The 20216-nt window shown below is 66.5% G+C and carries 16 protein-coding genes; 4 read left to right on the top strand and 12 right to left on the bottom strand.

Annotated elements, in window-relative coordinates; genetic code table 11:
* Window positions 1–11 precede the first annotated feature (11 nt).
* The 4 genes from gatA to HNP46_RS11565 are packed head-to-tail and all read left to right on the top strand — an operon-like array spanning window position 12 to window position 3761.
* Window positions 12–1466 carry an Asp-tRNA(Asn)/Glu-tRNA(Gln) amidotransferase subunit GatA gene (gene gatA, locus HNP46_RS11580; protein WP_184588956.1) on the top strand — a complete coding sequence of 485 codons (1455 nt, stop codon included), beginning with the start codon at window positions 12–14 and terminating at the stop codon, window positions 1464–1466.
* 11 nt (window positions 1467–1477) lie between these two features.
* Window positions 1478–2923, top strand: coding sequence for an Asp-tRNA(Asn)/Glu-tRNA(Gln) amidotransferase subunit GatB (gatB, locus tag HNP46_RS11575; RefSeq protein WP_184588954.1), 1446 nt, complete (start codon window positions 1478–1480; stop codon window positions 2921–2923).
* Between the two features lie 54 nt (window positions 2924–2977).
* Window positions 2978–3361: a septal ring lytic transglycosylase RlpA family protein gene (locus HNP46_RS11570; RefSeq protein ID WP_184588952.1), complete on the top strand. Its 384-nt coding sequence runs from the start codon at window positions 2978–2980 to the stop codon at window positions 3359–3361.
* Between the two features lie 10 nt (window positions 3362–3371).
* The gene (locus tag HNP46_RS11565) at window positions 3372–3761 is read left to right on the top strand and encodes a carboxymuconolactone decarboxylase family protein (protein WP_184588950.1); all 390 of its coding nucleotides are present in this window, start codon (window positions 3372–3374) and stop codon (window positions 3759–3761) included.
* Between the two features lie 664 nt (window positions 3762–4425).
* Here HNP46_RS11565 and HNP46_RS11560 read toward each other — a convergent pair.
* The 12 genes from HNP46_RS11560 to HNP46_RS11505 form a co-directional block, all read right to left on the bottom strand.
* Window positions 4426–5241, bottom strand: coding sequence for a YfaP family protein (locus tag HNP46_RS11560; protein WP_184588948.1), 816 nt, complete (start codon window positions 5239–5241; stop codon window positions 4426–4428).
* A gap of 5 nt (window positions 5242–5246) precedes the next feature.
* Window positions 5247–6890, bottom strand: a complete 1644-nt coding sequence (locus HNP46_RS11555) for a DUF2300 domain-containing protein (RefSeq protein ID WP_184588946.1) — start codon at window positions 6888–6890, stop codon at window positions 5247–5249.
* Between the two features lie 3 nt (window positions 6891–6893).
* Window positions 6894–11447: an alpha-2-macroglobulin family protein gene (locus HNP46_RS11550; protein ID WP_184588944.1), complete on the bottom strand. Its 4554-nt coding sequence runs from the start codon at window positions 11445–11447 to the stop codon at window positions 6894–6896.
* Window positions 11444–12103 carry a DUF1175 domain-containing protein gene (locus tag HNP46_RS11545; RefSeq protein ID WP_184588942.1) on the bottom strand — a complete coding sequence of 220 codons (660 nt, stop codon included), beginning with the start codon at window positions 12101–12103 and terminating at the stop codon, window positions 11444–11446. The genes HNP46_RS11550 and HNP46_RS11545 overlap by 4 nt, the downstream gene beginning before the upstream one ends.
* Window positions 12073–13827: a DUF2138 domain-containing protein gene (locus tag HNP46_RS11540; RefSeq protein WP_184588940.1), complete on the bottom strand. Its 1755-nt coding sequence runs from the start codon at window positions 13825–13827 to the stop codon at window positions 12073–12075. Before HNP46_RS11540 ends, HNP46_RS11545 begins: the two co-directional genes overlap by 31 nt.
* A 38-nt stretch (window positions 13828–13865) precedes the next feature.
* Complete coding sequence (locus tag HNP46_RS11535; protein ID WP_184588938.1) at window positions 13866–14678, bottom strand: YfaP family protein; 813 nt, start codon at window positions 14676–14678, stop codon at window positions 13866–13868.
* Window positions 14679–14848: 170 nt separating this feature from the next.
* A complete protein-coding gene (locus HNP46_RS11530; RefSeq protein WP_184588936.1) occupies window positions 14849–15790 on the bottom strand; it encodes an AEC family transporter in 942 nt (313 codons plus the stop codon).
* 69 nt (window positions 15791–15859) lie between these two features.
* A complete protein-coding gene (locus tag HNP46_RS11525; RefSeq protein ID WP_184588934.1) occupies window positions 15860–16294 on the bottom strand; it encodes a bactofilin family protein in 435 nt (144 codons plus the stop codon).
* Window positions 16295–16322: 28 nt separating this feature from the next.
* On the bottom strand, window positions 16323–16700 hold the full coding sequence (locus HNP46_RS11520; RefSeq protein WP_260403150.1) for a hypothetical protein: 378 nt from the start codon (window positions 16698–16700) through the stop codon (window positions 16323–16325).
* Window positions 16681–17661: a M23 family metallopeptidase gene (locus HNP46_RS11515; protein WP_184588932.1), complete on the bottom strand. Its 981-nt coding sequence runs from the start codon at window positions 17659–17661 to the stop codon at window positions 16681–16683. The genes HNP46_RS11520 and HNP46_RS11515 overlap by 20 nt, the downstream gene beginning before the upstream one ends.
* A gap of 190 nt (window positions 17662–17851) precedes the next feature.
* The gene (locus HNP46_RS11510) at window positions 17852–19585 is read right to left on the bottom strand and encodes an ABC transporter ATP-binding protein/permease (protein ID WP_184588930.1); all 1734 of its coding nucleotides are present in this window, start codon (window positions 19583–19585) and stop codon (window positions 17852–17854) included.
* Window positions 19586–19655: 70 nt separating this feature from the next.
* Window positions 19656–20216 (bottom strand): response regulator transcription factor, encoded by a 561-nt coding sequence (locus tag HNP46_RS11505; RefSeq protein ID WP_017518181.1) that lies wholly within the window; start codon window positions 20214–20216, stop codon window positions 19656–19658.

Here is a 20216-nt window from a genome sequence, read left to right as displayed (position 1 = left end):
GACACGGACATATGCTGCATCAATTGACCCTCGCCGAAGTCGCCCGCGGACTCGCCGACAAGCAATTCTCCGCCCAGGAACTGACCACAGCCCTGCTCGCGCGCATCCAGCAGCTCGACCCGCAGCTGAACAGCTTCATCACCGTCACCGAGGAAAGCGCCCAGGCCCAGGCCAGGGCGGCCGACGAGCGGCGCGCCAAAGGCGAGACCGGCGCCCTGCTCGGCGCACCGATCGCCCACAAGGACCTGTTCTGCACCCAGGGCGTGCGCACCAGTTGTGGTTCGAAGATTCTCGATGCCTTCGTCTCGCCCTACGACGCCACCGTCGTCGAGCGCCTGGCCGACGCCGGCACCGTGAGCCTGGGCAAGCTGAACATGGACGAGTTCGCCATGGGCTCGGCCAACGAATCCAGCCACTACGGCGCGGTGAAGAACCCCTGGGACACCTCCCGCGTACCGGGCGGCTCCTCCGGTGGTTCCGCCGCCGCCGTGGCCGCGCGCCTGATCCCGGCCGCCACCGGCACCGACACCGGCGGCTCGATCCGTCAGCCGGCGGCGCTGACCAACCTCACCGGCATCAAGCCCACCTATGGACGGGTTTCCCGATGGGGAATGATCGCCTACGCCTCCAGCCTCGACCAGGGCGGCCCGCTGGCCCGCACCGCCGAGGACTGCGCGCTGATGCTCGGCGCCATGGCCGGCTTCGATCCGAAGGACTCCACCAGCGTCGACCAGCCGGTGGACGATTACCTCGCCGCCCTGGCCAAGCCGCTGACCGGCCTGCGCATCGGCCTGCCGAAGGAGTACTTCGGCGCCGGCCTGGACAGCCGCATCGCCGACACGGTGATGAAAGTGGTCGAGCAGCTCAAGCAGCTCGGCGCGGTGGTCAAGGAGATTTCCCTGCCGAACATGCAGCACGCGATCCCTGCCTATTATGTGATCGCGCCCGCAGAAGCCAGCTCCAACCTGTCGCGTTTCGACGGCGTGCGCTACGGCTACCGCTGCGAGGACCCGAAGGACCTGCAGGACCTGTACAAGCGCTCCCGCGCCGAAGGCTTCGGCGCCGAGGTGAAGAACCGCATCATGGTCGGCACCTACGCGCTTTCCGCCGGCTACTACGACGCGTATTACCTGAAGGCTCAGAAAATTCGCCGCCTGATCAAGAACGATTTCGTCAGCGCCTTCGCCGAAGTCGACGTGATCCTCGGCCCGACCACGCCGAATCCGGCCTGGAAGCTGGGCGAGAAGAACAACGACCCGGTCGCCCAGTACCTGGAAGACATCTACACCATCACCGCCAACCTCGCCGGCATCCCGGGGCTGTCCATGCCCGCCGGCTTCGTCGATGGCCTGCCGGTGGGTGTCCAGCTGCTCGCGCCGTACTTCCAGGAAGGCCGCCTGCTCAACGTCGCGCACCAGTACCAACTGGTCAGCGACTGGCACAAACAAGCACCGGCTGGATTCTGAGGACGACACACATGCAATGGGAAACCGTGATCGGGCTGGAAATCCACGCACAGCTCTCCACCCAATCGAAGATCTTCTCCGGTAGCGCCACCACCTTCGGCGCCGAACCGAACACCCAGGCCAGCCTGGTCGACCTGGCCATGCCCGGCACGCTGCCGGTGCTGAACCAGGAAGCCGTGCGCATGGCCTGCCAGTTCGGCCTGGCGATCAACGCCGAGATCGCCGAGCGCAACGTCTTCGCGCGCAAGAACTACTTCTACCCGGACCTGCCCAAGGGCTACCAGACCAGCCAGATGGACCACCCCATCGTCGGCAAGGGGCATCTGGACATCACCCTGGAAGACGGCACCATCAAGCGCGTCGGCATCACCCGCGCGCACCTGGAAGAAGACGCCGGCAAGAGCCTGCACGAAGACTTCCACGGCATGAGCGGCATCGACCTGAACCGCGCCGGCACGCCGCTGCTGGAGATCGTCTCCGAGCCGGACATCCGCAGCGCCAAGGAAGCCGTGGCCTACGTCAAGGCGATCCACGCCATGGTGCGCTACCTGGGCATCTGCGACGGCAACATGGCCGAAGGCTCGCTGCGTTGCGACTGCAACGTCTCGGTGCGGCCGAAGGGCCAGGCCGAGTTCGGCACCCGTGCCGAGATCAAGAACGTGAACTCCTTCCGCTTCATCGAGAAGGCGATCAACCACGAAGTGCAGCGCCAGATCGAGCTGATCGAGGACGGCGGCAAGGTCGTGCAGGAAACCCGCCTGTACGACCCGAACAAGGACGAAACGCGCTCCATGCGCAGCAAGGAAGAAGCCAACGACTACCGTTACTTCCCCTGCCCGGACCTGCTGCCGGTGGTGATCGAGCGTGCCTTCCTCGAAGAACTGCGCGGCCAGCTGCCGGAGCTGCCGGACCAGAAGCGCGAGCGCTTCGAGAGCCAGTACGGCCTGTCCGCCTACGACGCCAGCGTGCTGTCCGCCAGCCGCGAGATGGCCGACTACTTCGAACAGGTACAGACCACCTGCGGCGACGCCAAGCTGGCGGCCAACTGGGTGATGGGCGAGCTGTCCAGCCTGCTCAACAAGGACGGCCTGGAAATCGAGCAGTCGCCGGTATCCGCCCAGCACCTGGGCGAGATGATCCTGCGTCTGAAGGACGGCACCATCAACGGCAAGGCGGCGAAGACCGTGTTCGCCGCCCTGGCCGAAGGTGAAGGCTCGCCGGACGAGATCATCAAGGCCAAGGACCTGGTGCAGAACACCGACTCGGGCGCCGTCGAGAAGCTGCTCGACGACGTACTGGCAGCCAACGCCGAGCAGGTCGAACAGTACCGCGCCAGCGACGAAGCCAAGCGCGGCAAGATGTTCGGCTTCTTCGTCGGCCAGGCCATGAAGGCCGCGAAGGGCAAGGCCAACCCGGCGCAAGTGAACGAACTGCTGAAGAAGAAGCTCGAAGCCTGAGCCCAAACTTCAACGACGCCGGGCTTGCCCGGCGTTTTTTCGTCCGGAGGTTCGATGCTGCGACCCATGGCCCTCGTCGGCTGCCTGGCCCTGCTGGCCGGCTGTAGCACCACGTCATACGACAGCGATTCGGAGGTCTCCGGCCGCGGCTACCGCGCCGAAGGCACCGCTTCCTATTACGGCAAGGCGCACCATGGCAAGCGCACCGCCAGCGGCGAGCGCTTCAACCAGAACGCCCTGACCGCCGCGCACCGAACCCTGGCCTTCGGCACTCGGGTGAAGGTCACCAACCTCGACAATGGCCGCAGCGTCGTGGTGCGCATCAACGACCGCGGGCCGTTCGGCCGTGGGCGCATCATCGACGTCTCCAAGGCCGCCGCCGAACAACTCAACATGCTGCGCTCCGGCACCGCGCCGGTACGCCTGGAAGGACTCTGAAGGAGCTGGAATGAGCAACGACAACCGCAAGGCCGGCGAGCAGGTTCGCCGGGAAGTGATGGGCGACGCCTTCGTCGACCGCGCGCTGAACAACGCCACCGACTTTACCCAGCCGTTGCAGGATTTCGTCAACGAGCACGCCTGGGGCGGCGTGTGGAACCGCGAGGGCCTGCCACGCAAGACCCGTAGCCTGATCACCCTGGCTGCGCTGACTGCGCTCAAGTGCCCGCAGGAGCTGAAGGGCCACGTGCGCGGCGCGCTGAACAACGGCTGCACGGTGGAGGAGATTCGCGAGGCGCTGTTGCATTGCGCGGTGTACGCCGGGGTTCCGGCGGCTATCGATGCCTTCCGCGCGGCGCAGGAAGTGATCGAGGCTTGGCAGGCGGATCAGCAGGGCTGATTTCAGGCAGCGCCAACAGGCGCTGTTCGCGAGCAAGCTCGCTCCTACGAAAAGCGTATCCAACTTTGGCTCTGGCTCTGGCTCTGGCTCTGGCTCTGGCTCTGGCTCTTAAAAGTCTTCCGGAGAAATATCCGCGCACTCCGAAGTGCCCCTTTCAGGAGGCCGAAGGTGATCGGAGTTTCAGGGGTTGAGCGACATGGAGGTCGCGAGAGCTGCGATGGGCCAGGGACGGCCCTTCGTCAGGGGGACGCCTAGTTCGGGCCCCTGAAACTCCGAAGAACCGAGGGTACTTTTCGCGAAGCGAAAAGCCGGATGTCAGGGGCAAGACCTTTGCCTACTTTGGGTCGTTTGCCAAAGTAGGTCGCCCGAGGGGGGCGAAACAAGAAGGTCGCGCGCACGCCGAAGCGGCGCTGAAAGCCTTACCCCCAAGCAGAAGCCGCGTACCCCAATAGACGCCGAGCTCGCAGCGTTCAGTAGGTAGGGCGCATAACCCGGAACGGGTTATGCGCCAAAGCCGCGACGGCGGATAACGCTGGCGCGTTATTCGCCCTACAAACCGAGCGTGGCGTGCCCCTGTAGGAGCGGACCTTGTCCGCGACAGGTTCGCCTCGCGCCGGAGCCCATCGCGGACGGAGTCCGCTCCTACGAGAGCTTCAGATTGCAGTCAGGGATAACTGAACCGCTTCACCAGGGTCAGCTCCCCCGGCTGACGCATCGGGATCAGGAAGGACTCCTGCTTCTCGTTCACCGTCCCCTCCTCCGTGACGATGGTCACCTGCGCCGTGGTCAGCGGCTTGGCCGCGTTGACGTCGCCGGAGCTGTCATCCGAACTCCAGCCACCACCGTAGTAGTTCACGTAGACCAGATACTGGCCCTTGAGCGGCGTCGGGCTGGCGATAATCTCCGGGCCGTAGCCGGTGGTCACGTCGACGTCCTGGGCCGCGCCGTTGGGCAGCGAGCGGTTGCCGTACCAGACGTGGCCGCCATCGGGCGTCACCAGGTGCAGGTCGAGGTCGGTGTTGTCCGAGTCCCAGGACAGCAGCACCCGCAACTTGGCTGCCACTTCACCGCCGCCACCGCCATGGTAGAACTGCACGCGCTTGTGCTGCTGGCCGTTCGGGCTGATCACCTCGACGCTGTTGGAGCCTGCCGGGAAGGCAAACGGACGATCGAAACTGCCATCGTTTTCCACTCGCATCGGCATCGCCACGCCATTGACCACCAGGCGCGCCGGCTCCTTGCTGTCCTTGGGCAGGCCACGGATTTCGCCGCGGATGCGCGCGGTGTCGGACTGGTCGTCCCGCGAGTTCACCGAGGACGCCGGGTAGTTCACCGTCTGCCGGAAGTCGGCCTTGTCGCCGTCGCCCGCGCGCCAGCCGCCCAGCGGGGTGTCCAGGCGGATCGGCGAGTCGGCGGCCTGGGCGCCCAGCGGGATCAGGCTGGCGAGCAGGGTCAGGCGGAGCGCATGGGCGAGTGTCATGGCGATCATTCCAGTATCAGGCGACGGGCCAGGCTTTCCACGTAGCCCTCGTCTTGTCCGTTGGGGTGCGCCTGGAAGGCCAGGTGCAGGTATTCGTGAGTCAGGTCCAGGCGATCCTGCTGGGAGTACAGGCCGCGCACGAAGATGCGCTGGCGCTCGCGGTCGACATAGGGGCGGCCACTGCTCAGGCGGCAGACGGCGAAGGACTGCAACTCTTCGTAGCCCGCCTCGCCTTCCAGGCGCGGCCGCCAGTCGCGGCGCTGCGCCTTGAGCCAGCGCTCGGCCTCGGGCAGCGGTTGGCAGGCGGCGATCGGGTTGCTCCAGCGGCTGAGGCTGGTGCGCGGGAAGGCGCGAGCAAGAATGGCGTCGTAGCGCAGGCCCTTGGCCGCCTGCTCCTGGGCATCGCGCCAGGACAGTTTCGACTGCCCGGCCTCGTCCGAGTGATAGGTGACGGTGCCGCCGGCCAGGACCAGATCGGCGGTCCAGGCGGCGATGCCGCGCGCCGCCTCGCTGGCCGGGCGCGGCGCCACGCGCTGGCGCTGGCTGCTGTCATCGATGCTCAGGCAGTCGCCGCGCGGCGCGCCGTTCTGCAACAGGTAGGTACGGATGGTCACCGCCAGCGCCTTGGCCGCTTCCGGCGGCGTGGCGGAAGCCTCGCGGTCGAGCACGCGGGCGACGTATTCCTCGCGAGACAGGCGCGCGGTGAGGCGCGGGCCCTGCGCATCGCGTTCGAGGAAAAGGTCACCGCTGCTGTTCACATCAAGGCGGACGCCATTGGCGAACAGCACGTTCTGCCGACCTTGCAGCAGGCCTTCGGCAGCCGGTTGGTTGCGGGCGTCGTAGACCTCTTTCAACGGATAGCGGCTGAACAGTCCAACCTCCACGCAGCGCCCAGGATCGCTGGGCCAGGGCGCAGGCAAAGCCGCACCGATGGCATTGCCGTACTTGGCCAGCATTGTCTTGCTGGTACCCGACCCGCGCGCCCAAAGCGGCGTGCCATCGACCAGCCAGCCGGCGAAACCACCTTCGCGCTTGCCACCTTCGTCCCAGCTCCAGGTCTTGATTCGCAGGCGTCCGCCCAGTGCAGCCGGTGCGCGGCCTTCGTCGGCGGCCAGGCTGACGTCGAGCAGCACCTTGCGTGCCTGCTCCTGAGCCGGCAGGTGTTGCAGCTGATCAAGCAATTCGGCGACCGGGACCTGGGTCTGCGGCGCCAGCTTGTCCAGCTGGGCGATCCAGGCCGGCGCCTGGCGCGCCTGCCAGTACTGCTGCCAGAGCGCGCCATCGATGCCCAGGCGCTGCGGCTGGAAATACAGGCCGCAGGATTTCACCAGCGCGGCGTCGCGCTCGATGCTCTGCCCGGCGGAACAGCAATAGACCTCTTCGCGGCTCTCGCCACGGCACTGGTAGGCCGGCTCCTGCTGGCCGGTGTCGCTGAGCCAGGCATAGACGAAAAGTTTCCACAGGCTGCCCAGCGGCGCGTGCAGGTCCGCCGGCAGCGGCTGGCGGTCGAGTACCTGCTGCGGCCCGAGCCGCAGCAATTCATCGCCCTGTGCGGTGCGCCAGGCCAGTTGCGCCTGCTCTTGCCCGCCGGGCGCCGCGAGGGCGCTCAGCGGCAACAGCAGGATCAGCCCGGCCAGGCACGCGCGCATGGCTTACTGGACCTTGATCTTCGCCAGGGCCGGCTGCTGCTCCAGCGCCTGCTCCTGCGGCGCATACAGGCGCTGATAACGCGCCGGCGGCAGGACGAACTCGCCCTTCTGCGAGAAGCGCACCAGGTGGCGGAAGCGAAGCTCGCCACTCAAGGTATCCACCGGCACACCGTAGAACAGGTCACCCGGCTCGTTGCGTGCGCGCTCCAGGCTGGTCGCCTCGACGCCGCCCAGGCCGCTGATCTGCAGGCCCCAGGTGGTGCGCTCGACGTCCGCGCCCGGCGGCAGCGGCACTTCCAGCATGCCGTAGCGCAGGGCCTGGGCCTGATCGGTGCTGAGGGTCACTTCATCCAGGTACAGCTCGTCGCTGGACAGCGGCTTGTTGCCCAGCTCTTCGGCCTTGAAGTTGAAGGCCTCGTCGCCCGGCACCAGGCGCAGCAGGCGGCGCTTGATGGTCACCGGCAGTTGGCTGGCCGGAGCCTCGGCGCTGCGGAAGGTGAGCGAAGCGTTGAGCGTGCGTGGAGGCGCGGCGCTCAGATCGAGCTGAGCCGGAGCCTGTTGGCCCTGCCATTGCCAGAAGGCATCGCCAGTGGTGCTGCGGCCTTGCTTCCAGTCCGCCACCGGCTGCGGCAGTTCCGCCGCCGGAGCGGCCGCTACGGCACGCTGCGTCCAGGCCAGGGCCAGGGCGCGCTCGAGGGTGGACTGCTGCGGAGCGAGGCTCTGCAGCAGCGTACGGGCGCGGCTGGCATCCACCGGACCGCTGTAGAGCTGCACCGCGCGGGCGAACGGCTGCTCGCTGGTATTCAGCTTCAGGCGCGCGCCATCCAGCTGCTTGGCGAAGCCCGCCGGCAGCGCGACCTTGTTCTGCTCGGCGAGGCTGGCGGCGAGCACGCGGGCAACGGCCAGGCCCAGCTCGGAATCCGGCTGGCCCATGACCAGGCTGCCATCGATGTCGAGCTCGTTGATCGACTTGGCCGACTCACCGTCGCCGGCGTTCTGCAGGTCGGTGAGCAGGCCGCTGACCAGGGTCTGCACCGGCAGCTGCATGTCGCGGGCGAAGGCCAGGATCAGCGCGCGCTGCAGCAGCGGCGTGGCGCTGGCGCGCGCGGAGTACAGCTCCAGCACGCGCTGCCAGTGATCCGCCGGCAGCTGGATTTCCAGCGCGCGGCTGGCGTACCAGTCGGCGTAGTAGGCGTAGGCGGTGAGGAAGGCATCGTTGTCTTCGCCGCCCCACCAGGTGAAGTAGGCGTCCGGACCGGCCATCTGCACCAGGCGCAGGCGGCTGGTCTGCAGGATCAGGCGCAGGCGGTCACGTACGCGCGGCTCGGCGCTGGCCAGCGTCGGGTAGGCGATGCTCAGCGGCAGCAGCTGGCTGGCGGTCTGCTCAACGCCGCCCCAGGGATAGTCGAGCAGCGCGTCGAGATTGCCGCGCAGCAGGGCCTGGGCGCTGTCGTCCAGCCGCAGGGTCACGTCGCGGGCATCCGCCGGCAGTTGCAGCGGGGTGTTCTGCGCGTTGACCTGCAGCGGCCTGGACTGCAGCACCTGCCAGCTGTCGGCCACCAGGCTGAAGTGCACGCCGAGGCTGTCGCGTACCTGCCCGTCCTGGCGCAGCTCCATGCTCCAGTCGCCATCGCTGAGCGGCTGCTGCGGCAGGGCGATGTAGTTGACGCCACGCTTGAGCTCCAGCGCCTGGGTCTTCTCCGCGCCGTTGGCGCGGATCAGCAGTTCGGCCTTGGTGTCCTGCTCGCCCTGGTTGAAGACGAACAGGCCGAGGTCCGGCGCATCCCCCGTGCGGAAGCGTTTCGGCCCGCTCCACTTCAGGTACAGCGGTTTCTCGGAGCGGATGAACTGTTTCTTCTGGCCGACCTGGCCCTGGTCATCCATGGCGCGGGCGGTGATGCGCCAGCGGGTCAGGGAATCGGGCATGCGGAACTTGAACTGCGCCTTGCCGTTGGCATCGGTGACCAGCTCCGGTTCCCAGGCGGCGGTGTCGACTTCCTCGCGGCGCGGACGCTCCAGCACCTTCACCCCACGCTCGCTGCGGTTGGCGCGGCCGGGCGCGCTGGGCGTGCCGGGCAGTGCGACATCGTAGCTGATGAACGCCAGGCTGGCGCTGGTGCGCACGTTGTTGCGGCGCGGGTGGTAGAAGAACTGGTCGATGCCCGGAGCGATCTCCGGCTGCAGCGCGTAGATCATCTCGTCCACCACGCTGACGGTGAGGTGGCTGGAGACCGGCTTGCCGGCGTAGGCGGTGTCGAGGTTGACGGTCACCGTCTCGCCCGGCTCGTAGCGTTCCTTGTCGGTGCTGACGGCGATCTCCACCTGCGGCACGGCGACCTTGATGCCGGCGTTCTGGAAGCTGTAGTCGCCGCTGCGGGTGTAGAGCACGGAGAAGGTCAGGTTCGGCGAGAACTCCGGTTTCACCGGGATGCGTGCGCGGTACTGGGTCGGGTTGAGCTTTTCCAGCTTCAGCCAGTCGCCGCCCTTGGACAGCAGTGCGGTGGCCTCGACCTTGTCACGCTCCAGCGACAGCAGCGCATCGTCCACGGCTTCCGGGAAGGTGATCAGCGCCAGGGCTTCTTCACCGGCCTGGTACTCGGCCTTGTCGAGGACGATCTCCACGGTGCCCGGCACGGCCTTCACGCCGTCGCCGCTGACCGAGTGGCCGGTGCCGCCGAGCAGTTGGCCGGCCTTGTCGCGCATCTCGACGCTGTAGGTGCCGGGCTTGTCGAAGGTGATGGCGAACTTGCCGCCGTCCACCGCGCCGTCACCGCTGCTGCGGTCTTCCAGGCGCAGCCAGCGGTAGGCGGTCGGCTGGATCTGCGTCTGCTGTTCGGCGGCGTAGCTGAACTCGACCTTGTCACCGGCGGCGCTGAAGCGCTGCGGCGCGCTCACGCGATAACGCGCGGCGCCACGCTCGATGAGGATTTCCTTGCTGGTCTTCACCCGGTACGCGGCGCCATCGCTGGCGAACACGGTGAGCATGTAGCGGCTGGGCTTCTCCGCCGCCGGCAGGTCCAGTGCGGCGCGGCCCTGGTCGTCGGTGGTGATCTGCGCGCTGGTCAGCTCCACGGGGAACTGGCCCAGGTACTGCAGCTCGTTGTCCACCATGGACAGCTGCTGGGCGCGCAGGCTCAGTTCCAGGCGCGCATTGGCCACCGGCTTGCCGTCCGGGTAGAGCAGGATCAGGTTGCCCTTCACCGGCTCGCCGGTCTTGAAGTCGGGCTTGGCCAGGTCCAGGGAAATTTCGAAGTGCGGCTTGATGTACTCGGCGACGCGGAAGGCGCTGCTGTAGGTCTGGTCGCGGTAGTCGAAGCGCAGCTCGTAGCCGCCGGCGACGGCGTTGGCCGGCAGCTGGAAGCGACCGTTGGTGCCGCTCCTGGCGTCGTACTTGAGGTCCAGGGTCTGCAGCGTGGTGCCGGCGGCGTCGATCACCGACAGGCGCAGCGGCGCGCTCTGCGGCGACTGCGATTCGCGGGAGTTCTTGAACTCGCGGCCGACGATCTTCAGCGACACCCAGTCGCCCGGACGGTACAGCGGGCGGTCGGTGAAGGCGTAGAGCTTGGTGTCGTAGATTTCGCTGTCGTAATAGAAGTTCTCGGAGACGAAGACGCCGCCCTCCTCGTCCTCGCCGATCACGAAGGAACGCTCGGGGCTGACGTGCTGCAGGCGCAGCAGGCCGTCGGCGTCGCTGCTGCCGCTGCTCATCACGCCCAGGCCGTCGGTCCACAGCACCTTGGCGCCGCCGACCGGCGTGCCTTCATGCTTGCGCGCGGTCCACACCAGCAGCTCGTTACCGGCGATCTTGCTCACCGCAACGCTGTTGGAGACGAATACCACGGTGGTCGCGCGGTATTTGCCCACCAGCGCTTCCACCAGATAGAGGCCGGGCTTGAGCTTGCCCAGCGGCACGTAGACGTTGCCCGGGGCGACGTTGATGAATTCGCTGGAGGAACCGGCGAGGGTGACTTCCTTCGGCGGCTGGATGGGCTTGGCGTCCCACAGCGGGTAGCGGAACTGGCTGACCAGCGGCAGGCCGGGAATCGGCGCGTACTGCGGCTGCGCGTCATAGGGCGTGGGCGCGGCGATGGCATTGCCCATCTTCAGCTCGGGCACCACCTCGGTGACCTGCTGGCGCGACTCGTAGGAGAAGGTCCGCTGCATCACCCGACGCGACTTGCGGTACCAGTTGTCCCACAGGTAGGCCAGGGTGTTGGACAGCCCTTCGCCCTTGAACTGGCCTTCGGACAGCACACGGTGCAGGTTCTTCTGGCGCTTGAGGAAGTCCAGCGGCTGGTCGATGCGGTAGACGCGGATATCCGCACCGCCGTAGGGCTCCATGCGGTAGCGACGGTAGTCGCGGCCCGGTGCTTCGAGGCGCACCTTGGCCACTTCGTCGGAGGCGAAGCTGGAGTCGGCGAGCAGGAAGAACGACTCGCCGGCCATGGGCGTGTAGCCGCTGGCCGGGACGTCGTCGTCCGCCTGCACCAGTGCGGGAGCGGCGGCGAACAGGCCGACACAGGCCAGGGCAGCGGCAACGCCGCGCAGCGTGTTCATCGGGTCAGGAAGGACAAGCGATAGACGCCGATAAAGTTGGGATTGGATTCGTCGGGTATCCATCGGGTGTCCTTCCATGTCATGAGTTGTTGCAGGCTGACCGAGCGCATGCCGTTGTCGGTCGCCGTACGAGTGCCGGTGTGGTAAGCGATGTCGCGGCCCATCCAGATCATCAGATGCTGGTCATCGCCCTGGTCGAAGAACATCAGGTCGCCCGGCCGGGCCTGGTTGAGGTCGCGGCCGACGAGCTGGCTGTTGTACTGAATGAGTTTGATCGCGTTGACGTAGGGGCCGCTCTTGCCGCCGCCCTGCTGCCAGCTCTGCGCCAGATTGCGCTGGGCATCGGTGAGTTGCAGCTCCGGCGGCAGGTAGCGGTTGGACATGCCGTTGGCGCGCAACCACTTGGCGTCATGCACCTTCAGCGCCTCGTTGGCGGCGAAGCGCACGAGGCCGGCGCAGTCCTGCTGGTACCAGCGCGGGTTCGGCCCACGGCGCAGCTGCTCCTCGGCGATGCGCACGAACCAGGCACGGAACACCTGGGTCTGCTGCGCATCCAGCGCCGGCTCGGTTGCCTGCGCCAGCGTGGCGACCAGCAGACCGGCGAGCAGCGTGAGGGAAGCTCGGATCACAGCGCCTTCCAGTCCAGCGGCAGCCATTTCCATTCACCGCTGGGCTCGCTGCCGGCCGGCAGGGTCAGGGCGTAGGAACCGTTGCCGGCGAGCGTCTTCAGGCGCGGCAGGAGCAGCGTGTCGGCGGCGTTGCGGAATACCGGCTCGATATCCTGCGGCAGGCTGTCGAGGGTCTCGCGCTTGAGCAGGTCGGAAAGCGTCTTGGGCGCCAGATAGGCAGGCACCAGGGCATCCTTGGGCAGCACGTCGGCCAGCGGCGGGTAGCGCTTGGCCAGGGTATTGCGGGCCTTGTCGAGCAGCTTGTCGTCGATGGAGAACAGCAGCGTGTTGCCATCGCGCAGCAGGCTGACGCGGAAGAAGCCGTTGCCGCTGACCTGGTCGGGATTCTCCGCCTCGCTGGCCGGGTACTGGCCGAAGCGCGAGCTGACCTGGCGCTGCCACAGGTGGCCTTCGCCCTCGGCCTGGCTCTGAACCGGGAAGACCTTCTCGTCCACGTTGGCCTCGTAGGCGCCGACCATGCTGCCGAACAGCTTGCCCAGTTCCTCGTCCAGCTCCGGACCGGCCGGGGCGTCGAGCTTCACCGCCAGCAGCGGCGAATGCAGGCGCGAATCGGGGTACCAGCACAGGCCGGCAGCGCCGGAGAGGTGTTCGGAGAAGGAAGCGGCCATCTTCGCTTCAGCGCCCAGTTTCACCAGCATGTTGTCGTACAGGCCCGGTGTCACCGGCAGTGCCACGCAGGCGCTGGCGCCCATGGGCATGGCTTGCCAGACGGGGGTGAAGTCCAGGTCCGGCTGGCGCGCCACTTCGTTGAGCGCCAGGTAGCTGTGCCAACCGCCTTCCTTGCCCTGCTCGAAGCGGACGCCGGCGAAGGTCGGGATGAAGCGCTGGTAGCCCATGGCGAGCACACCGGCGCCCAGGGTGATGCGCTGCTTCAGCTCACCACGCGGCTCCAGGCCGAAGTCGCTGGCGAACAGCGGTTCGCCTTCCAGCGCCGCGCCCAGATCCTTGGCCACGGCCGCATCCGGCTCGCCCAGATTGTCGTATTCCGGATTGGGGAAAAGCATCTTCGGGTTCGACAGCACCAGCATCTGGTCGCCGCGGGAGACGAACAGCAGGGTTTTCTCGGCGCCGTAACGCAGGCTGTAGACCGGAGTGGCGCCGCCCTTCACCTGGATTTCCGCAACTTTCTTCAGCTGGGTGTCATCGGCCGCGACCTTGGCCAGCGGCTCCAGCACCTTGGCCAACCCGCCGCGCTTGAGCACCAGCAGGAAGTCGCGCAGGCGGCCGTCGGCGCCGCGCCACAGGGCGACCTGGGCCGGCTGGTCGAGCAGCTCCTCGATCACGCTGTCCTTCAGGGTCAGGTCGTGCTCGTAGACGATGCGTCGCAGGGTGCCGGTCAGACCCAGACGGTCGGCGTTGTTCTCGTAGTAGAAGACGAAGTCCTCGGTGAGCACGTCGCGCAGCAGCGGCACTTCCAGCACTGCCTTGGGCAACTGGCTGAGGGAGGCGCTCTCGAGCAGCGCGTCCGGGCGCTTGAGGTCACGCACGACTTCCGGGTTTTCCGGCGCTTCCAGGGTCCCCACCGGCGCCGAGTGGAAGGCGGGAATCAGGCCGAAGGCCAGGGCCAGTCCGCCGGCCACCAGGGCGGCGGCGAGCGCACCGATGGCGATCAGCGGGCCACGGCGTTGAGGCTGTGCGGCCGGGGCGGCGGGAGTGCTGTCTGGGCTGCTGGTTGGAGTGTTGTCGCTCATGGATCGCTGGTCCCGTGTCATCCCTGCGAGGGGCGAATTCAGTAATTGAAGGTCTTCACCAGCACCAGATCGCCGATGGTGCGCATGGGCACCACGAAGGTCTCGCGCTTCTCGTTGATGGTGTTTTCGTTGAACACCAGGTTGATCTCGGCGGTGATCACATCCTGCTCGTGATTGCCTTCCTGGAAGTTGTACCCCTGGCTGGCGTTGTAGTTGCCCCAGTAGTTGACGTAGACCAGGTAGGTGCCGTGCAGCGGCGCGGCCATGGTGAACATTTCCGGGCCGGGGCCGTCGACGCCGTCCGGGTCGAGGCCGCCGCCGTTGCTCAGCCGCGGGTTGGCCCAGAAGGCATGCTGGCCGTCGGGCGTGACGATATGCAGGTCGAGCTCGGCCTTGGGGTCGTTCCAGCCCAGCGCCAGGCGGATGCGCGGCGGAATGCGGCTGTTGTTGGCCTCGTAGAACTGGATGCGCTTGAGGGATTTGCCCTCGGCGCTGGCGACTTCGACGCTGTTGCTGCCGGCGCCGAAGTTGTAGGGGCGGACGAACTTGCCTTCGGCGTCGGTGTACAGCGGCAGCGGGTTGCCGTTGAGCACCAGGCGCTGGGCGCGGTCGACGCCGGCCACTTCGCGCAGGTGGCCCTCGATCAGGCTGCGGCCACGCACGCCGCCACGATCGATCGGCGGTGTCGGGTAGGCCACGCGAGGCACGCTGGGGTCATCGGTCAGGCCGGAATAGCGCCAGCCGCCGGTCGGGCTGCTGATCTCCGCACTCGGTGCGGCAGCGACCGTCGCAGCCAGGAAACTGGCTGACAGAATGAAGACGGCAGGTACCAACCGACGCGTGGGCTGCATGAACATTCCTTGATCGTGCATAGCGGGGGGAGCCAAATGTAACCGGTCTTGTCGATGCGCGGAACGGACTTCGCGCGGCGTTGCGAAACAGAGCTATCTTTCAGAAATTTCCTACAAGACATATAGCTTTTGACGCAATAGCAATTGGAAGAACCTCGCCTCCAGGCGAGTCACATCCAGCCGCCCCACTGCAGGACGAAGATGCCGACGTTGGTGGTCAACGCCGCCACCAGGGTGGTGATGACGATGATCGACGCCGCCAGTTCGTGGTTACCGTTGGCCGCGCGGGCCATGACATAGCTGGCCGCCGCCGTGGGGCTGGCGAAGTAGAGGAACAGCACGCCCAGTTCGGCGCCACGGAAGCCCAGCGTCCAGGCGACGGTGGTGCAGATGAGCGGCAGCCAGACCATTTTCATCAGGCTGGCGCTGACCGCCAGACCACCGCTTTCACGCAACGAGGCCAGCGACAGCGTGCCGCCGACGCAGACCAGCGCCAGCGGCAGGGTCATCTGTGCGAAGTAATCGGCGGAGGTCAGCAGCCATTGCGGCAGGCCGATGCCGAACCAGGAGAACGGCAGCGCCGCCAGCACGCTGATGATCAGCGGGTTGCCGATGACGTTGCGGGCGATGCTCAGCGGGTCGGACTTCAGACTCGGGCTGTAGATCGCCAGCACCACCGAGGACAGCGTGTTGTAGCAGAGGATCACCAGGGCGGCGAGCACCGAGCCCAGCGCCAGGCCGTGCTCACCGTAGAGGCTGGTGGCCAGGGCTAGGCCGATGATGCCGTTGTTGCCGCGGAACGAACCCTGAACGAAGACCCCGCGGTCCGCGCGCGGCACCCGCCACGCCGCCCAGCCCCAGGCCAGCAGGAAGCCCGCCAGGGTCGCCGCGCAGAAGTACAGCAGCACCTGCGGACGCGCCGCGCTGTGCAGGTCGGAATGGTAGATGCCGAGGAACAGCATCGCCGGCATGGTGGCGTTGAACACCAGGGCCGAGGCGGTCTGGATGAATTCCGGATTGATCGCGCCGACGCGGCGCAGCAGCACTCCGAGGAACAGCATGGCGAAGACCGGCGCGGTGATGGCGAAGGTCTGGAGCAGGAGTGCGAGCATGGAACACGGGCGTCCGGGCGGTGGGAGCGGCAATCATAGCAAGCTAAGTACCTGTCCCGCCGCAGTCGATCAGGCTTCGCTCGGCTCTTCCTGCAGCGGCGCCGGCAGCTCCAGCGGACGTGGCGCCTCGTCGTCGGCCAGGCGGGTCAGCTTGCCGTCGACCGTGGCGCCGTTTTCCATGCTCAGCTGGCGGTACTGGATGTTGCCGACCACCCGTGCGTTGGAGTGCAGCTCCAGCAGGTGCTCGACATACAGGTCGCCGATGATGGTGCCGTCGATCAGCGCGTCGTAGCTGCTGACGTTGCCCTCGATCCGGCCTTCCGCGCTGAGCGCCAGCAGGCTGGCTGCGCCGGGCTTGTGGCAGACATTGCCCTTCACGGTGCCGAGGATCTTCAGGCCATCCTGGAACTGCAGGTTGCCGACCAGATCGACATTGCCCGAGAGCAGGCTGGAGAACTTGTCCACCGACACCTGCGGAGCCTTCTTCTTGCTGTTGCTGAACATCGCTTTTCCCTTGCGCCCGCGGCGCCCATCACTTGCCAGGTTTCTGCTGGCGGAAGAAGGCCAGCTCGGTCTTGAGTTTCTTGATTTCGGCCGACATCGCATCGATACGCCGCATCAGTTGTTCGCCATTGGCGTGGTCTTCCTCGACCTGCAGGCGCTTTTCCTCCAGGTCCGCGGTGAGCTGGGCAATCTGCGCATGCAGCGCGACCAGCTCCTGCGCCTGCTCGCGCACCTGCGTATCGCTCTGGCTACGCAGCATCCAGATGCCTGCCAGCACCAGCAGCCCCAGCACCACCAGCACCGCCATCGACCGACTGAGCCAGGCCGAACCACGGGGCACATGGGGACGATGTTCGGCGCGCAGCAGGTCGCGGGTTGACGTTTTTTTAATCCGCGGCCAGGCCATCGCTGTCGATTTCCATGCCGCCCAGGGAGAGGAAGTTCTGCGGGTCAACGAATTCGCCGTGGTAGAGCACCTCGAAATGCAGGTGCGGCCCGGTGGAGCGCCCGGTCGAACCGACCTTGGCGATTTCCTGCCCGGGCAGGACCACGTCGCCCACCTTCACCAGCAGCTTCGAAGCGTGGGCGTAGCGGGTCACCAGGCCATTGCCGTGATCGATTTCCACGCGGTTGCCATAGGACGGATTGGGCCCCGAAACGATCACCCGGCCACCTGCGGCAGCATGGATGGCGGTTCCCGTCGGGGCGGAGAAATCCTGTCCGGAGTGGAAGGCCAGGTGGCGGTTGAACGGGTCGACGCGATTGCCGAACGGCGAGCCCAGGCGCGCCTGTTCCATCGGCCGGCGCGCGGGGATGGTCATGAAATCGGCGTTGCGACGTGCGACCTGATCCATCAGCAGGTCGAATACCCGTCGCAGGCACTTGGCCGAATGCTCGTTGCGCTCCAGGTCCGCGGCCGCGCCGGGCAGCGGTTCTGCACAGGGCCGGGGGGGCAGCAGGATGCCGCCTTCGCCCTTGCCAGCAGCGGGCTTGGACTTGGGTCTGGGGACGAGTTCCGGATCGACCTTCGCCAGCTTGCGGGCGATCTCCTCGTGGCTGTCCACGGCCTGGAGCAGGTAGGTAGCGTCCTTTTCCAGCACCTGCAGACGACCGGCCAGCTCGCCAATGCGCTCGGCAGTGAAGCGCTCCGTGGAATCCCCTTCGGCCTCGTTCACCGGCTCGGCCTGAACCACCTGGGTGACAGGTGCGGCGCCCGGATTGGCGCGGCCGATCCAGAAACCGCCGGCAAAGGCCGCCAGTGCGCCGGCCAGGGCCACGCAAGCGCCCACCAGCAGCAGACGGCGCGAGTCGACCAGGCGCAGGTCCGAGCGGGTCAGCGCCTGGCGTGTGGGGGAAAGGGAGCTCATATCGGTACCATTGGATGCACATTCAACCGGCCGCTCGGCGACCGGGCGCACAGGGTACCTGTTATTGAGTCACCCGCAGTGATCAAACACTGGAAAATGGTAACAAATAAGAAAAAATCATTCTGTCTATGAAAACTTTCAGATGATTCCCACCAGAGACCTCCAATCATCCCAGTGAATCAAACTGCCACTACGCCGGCAGGACCGCTTCCATTTCCTGCAGGCGATGTTCTTCCAGGCGCAGCTGACGCGGGTGGAAGCGCTTGAGGCTGGCCCGGTGGCCAATGCTGACCAGCGTGACGTCGGCAAGCTGCTCCAGCAGTACCTGATAGAGCGCAGCCTCATCGGCCTCGTCCAGGGCCGAGGTGGCCTCGTCGAGGAACAGCCATTGCGGCGCGTAAAGCAGCGCACGGGCAATCGCCAGACGCTGCTGCTCGCCCGGGGAGAGCACGCGCTGCCAGTGGTCGGCTTCATCCAGGCGCGCCGCCAGGGTGTCCAGGCGGCACAGGTGCAGCACTTCCTTCATGCGCTGGGCATCGTGGCTGTTGCCGGGTTCCGGGTAGCAGAGGGCTTCGGCCAGGGTGCCAATGGGCAGGTAGGGCTTCTGCGGGACGAACAGGCTGCGCCCTTCGGGCATCTGCACCACGCCACTGCCATAGCGCCACAGGCCACTCATGGCGCGCAGCAGGGTGCTCTTGCCGCCACCGGAAGGGCCGCCGATCAGTACGTGCTCACCGGCGTTGATGGTCAGGCGGGTCGGCTCCAGCAGTTCGCGGCCATTGCCCAGGCTCAGGGTCAGGTCGTGCAGCTGCAGGCTGCTGCCGGTCTTGCGCACGTCGATATTCGCCGCTTCCTGGGTGGTCTCGGCCATGGCGCCGCGGAAGCTCAGCAGACGATCACTGGTCGCCCGCCAGCTGGCGAGGCTGGTGTAGGCATCGATGAACCAGCTCATGCTGTCCTGCACGTTGCTGAAGGCGGAGTTGATCTGCATGAGCTCGCCCAGCTGGATCTGCCCGGAGAAGTAGCGCGGAGCGGCGACGATGAAGGGGAATACGGTGGCGATCTGGGCGTAGCCGGAGGTGAAGAAGGTCAGGCGCTTCTGGACTTTCATCAGCTCCCAGAAGTTGCCCCAGACGTTGCGGAAGCGGCTCATCAGGCGCGCGTTCTCGTTGGCCTCGCCGTTGTACAGGGCGATGCTTTCGGCGTTCTCGCGCACCCGCACCAGGCCGAAGCGCAGGTCGGCCTCGTAGCGTTGCTGCTGGTTATTCAGGCCGATCAGGCGACGGGCGATCAGGTGCGTGAGCCAGCTGCCCACCGCTGCGTAAACCAGTGCCACCCAGAACATGTAGCCAGGGATGGTGATGCCGAACAACTCGATGCTGCCGGAAACGCCCCAGAGGATCACCGAGAAGGACACCAGGCTGACCACGTTGCGGATCAGGCCCAGGCCGAGGCTCAGGGTGGTGCTGGTGAAGTTGTCGAGGTCTTCGGTCAGGCGCTGGTCGGGGTTGTCGGTGTGGCCGCGCTGCTCCAGGCGGTAGTAGCTCTTGTCGCCCAGCCAGGCGGCGAAGTGTTTCTCGGTCAGCCAGCGGCGCCAGCGGATGGTCAGCATCTGGGTCAGGTACAGCCGGTAGACCGCCGTGAGGATGAACACCGCGGCGATCCCGGAGAACATCAGCATCAGGTGGATGAAGCTGTTCAGATCCTTGTTCTGCAGGGCGTTGTAGAAGTCGCGGTACCAGCTGTTGAGCCAGACACTGAGGGCCACGCCCACCAGCGAGAGGGCGATCACCACGATCAGCAGCAGCCAGGCCATGCCCTTTTCTTCGCTGCGCCAGTAGAGCGCGGTGAGGTGCCAGACGCGGTGGAAGAAGCGACTGCGAACGGCATCGTTCGCGGCGCGGTACTCGGCGCTATCGGTCATGGGGTCGGCTCGCACGGCTGTACATACAAAAAAGGAGCGCTCATTGGCGCTCCTTCGTGTTATCGATCGCTTAACGCCTCACCGGGCGCTTCTGCAGCTTACGTTGCAAGGTGCGCCGGTGCATACCCAGCGCGCGGGCGGTCGCGGAGATGTTGCCGTCATGTTCGGCAAGCACGCGCTGGATATGTTCCCACTGCAGGCGGTCGACCGACATGGGGTTTTCCGGCACCAGGGTCTCCAGGTCCGCATGTTGCGACAGCAGTGCGGTCAGCACGTCGTCGGCGTCGGCCGGCTTGCACAGGTAGTTGGTGGCGCCGCGCTTGATCGCTTCCACCGCGGTGGCGATGCTGGAATAGCCAGTGAGGATCACCACGCGCATCTCGGCGTCGAGCTCCAGCAGCTTGGGCAACAGGACCAGGCCGGAGTCGCCGTCCATCTTCAGGTCGAGCACGGCGTAGTCGGGCAGATCTTCCTTGGCCATGGCCAGGCCTTCCTCGGCGGAGCCGGCGACCGACACCCGCAACCCGCGACGGGTCATGGCGCGGGCCATGACGCGGGTAAAGGTGGCATCGTCGTCCACCAGCAGCAGGTGGGGCTGCTCTTCGCCTTCGAACAGGATCTCTTCGCTCAT

It is taken from the genome of Pseudomonas nitroreducens, from assembly GCF_014204515.1.
GTDB lineage: Bacteria > Pseudomonadota > Gammaproteobacteria > Pseudomonadales > Pseudomonadaceae > Pseudomonas > Pseudomonas nitritireducens_A.
Note: the sequence above shows the minus strand (reverse complement) of the source record. Positions and strands in the feature narration are given on the sequence as shown.

Excerpts from the sequence above, each read along its gene's own strand:
- gatA (WP_184588956.1), top strand. The coding sequence starts at position 12 with ATGCTGCATCAATTGACCCTCGCCGAAGTCGCCCGCGGACTCGCCGAC.
- gatB (WP_184588954.1), top strand. The coding sequence starts at position 1,478 with ATGCAATGGGAAACCGTGATCGGGCTGGAAATCCACGCACAGCTCTCC.
- HNP46_RS11570 (WP_184588952.1), top strand. The coding sequence starts at position 2,978 with ATGCTGCGACCCATGGCCCTCGTCGGCTGCCTGGCCCTGCTGGCCGGC.
- HNP46_RS11565 (WP_184588950.1), top strand. The coding sequence starts at position 3,372 with ATGAGCAACGACAACCGCAAGGCCGGCGAGCAGGTTCGCCGGGAAGTG.
- HNP46_RS11560 (WP_184588948.1), bottom strand. The coding sequence starts at position 5,241 with ATGACACTCGCCCATGCGCTCCGCCTGACCCTGCTCGCCAGCCTGATC.
- HNP46_RS11555 (WP_184588946.1), bottom strand. The coding sequence starts at position 6,890 with ATGCGCGCGTGCCTGGCCGGGCTGATCCTGCTGTTGCCGCTGAGCGCC.
- HNP46_RS11550 (WP_184588944.1), bottom strand. The coding sequence starts at position 11,447 with ATGAACACGCTGCGCGGCGTTGCCGCTGCCCTGGCCTGTGTCGGCCTG.
- HNP46_RS11545 (WP_184588942.1), bottom strand. The coding sequence starts at position 12,103 with ATGGCTGCCGCTGGACTGGAAGGCGCTGTGATCCGAGCTTCCCTCACG.
- HNP46_RS11540 (WP_184588940.1), bottom strand. The coding sequence starts at position 13,827 with ATGAGCGACAACACTCCAACCAGCAGCCCAGACAGCACTCCCGCCGCC.
- HNP46_RS11535 (WP_184588938.1), bottom strand. The coding sequence starts at position 14,678 with ATGCAGCCCACGCGTCGGTTGGTACCTGCCGTCTTCATTCTGTCAGCC.
- HNP46_RS11530 (WP_184588936.1), bottom strand. The coding sequence starts at position 15,790 with ATGCTCGCACTCCTGCTCCAGACCTTCGCCATCACCGCGCCGGTCTTC.
- HNP46_RS11525 (WP_184588934.1), bottom strand. The coding sequence starts at position 16,294 with ATGTTCAGCAACAGCAAGAAGAAGGCTCCGCAGGTGTCGGTGGACAAG.
- HNP46_RS11520 (WP_260403150.1), bottom strand. The coding sequence starts at position 16,700 with ATGGCCTGGCCGCGGATTAAAAAAACGTCAACCCGCGACCTGCTGCGC.
- HNP46_RS11515 (WP_184588932.1), bottom strand. The coding sequence starts at position 17,661 with ATGAGCTCCCTTTCCCCCACACGCCAGGCGCTGACCCGCTCGGACCTG.
- HNP46_RS11510 (WP_184588930.1), bottom strand. The coding sequence starts at position 19,585 with ATGACCGATAGCGCCGAGTACCGCGCCGCGAACGATGCCGTTCGCAGT.
- HNP46_RS11505 (WP_017518181.1), bottom strand. The coding sequence starts at position 20,216 with ATGAGCGAAGAGATCCTGTTCGAAGGCGAAGAGCAGCCCCACCTGCTG.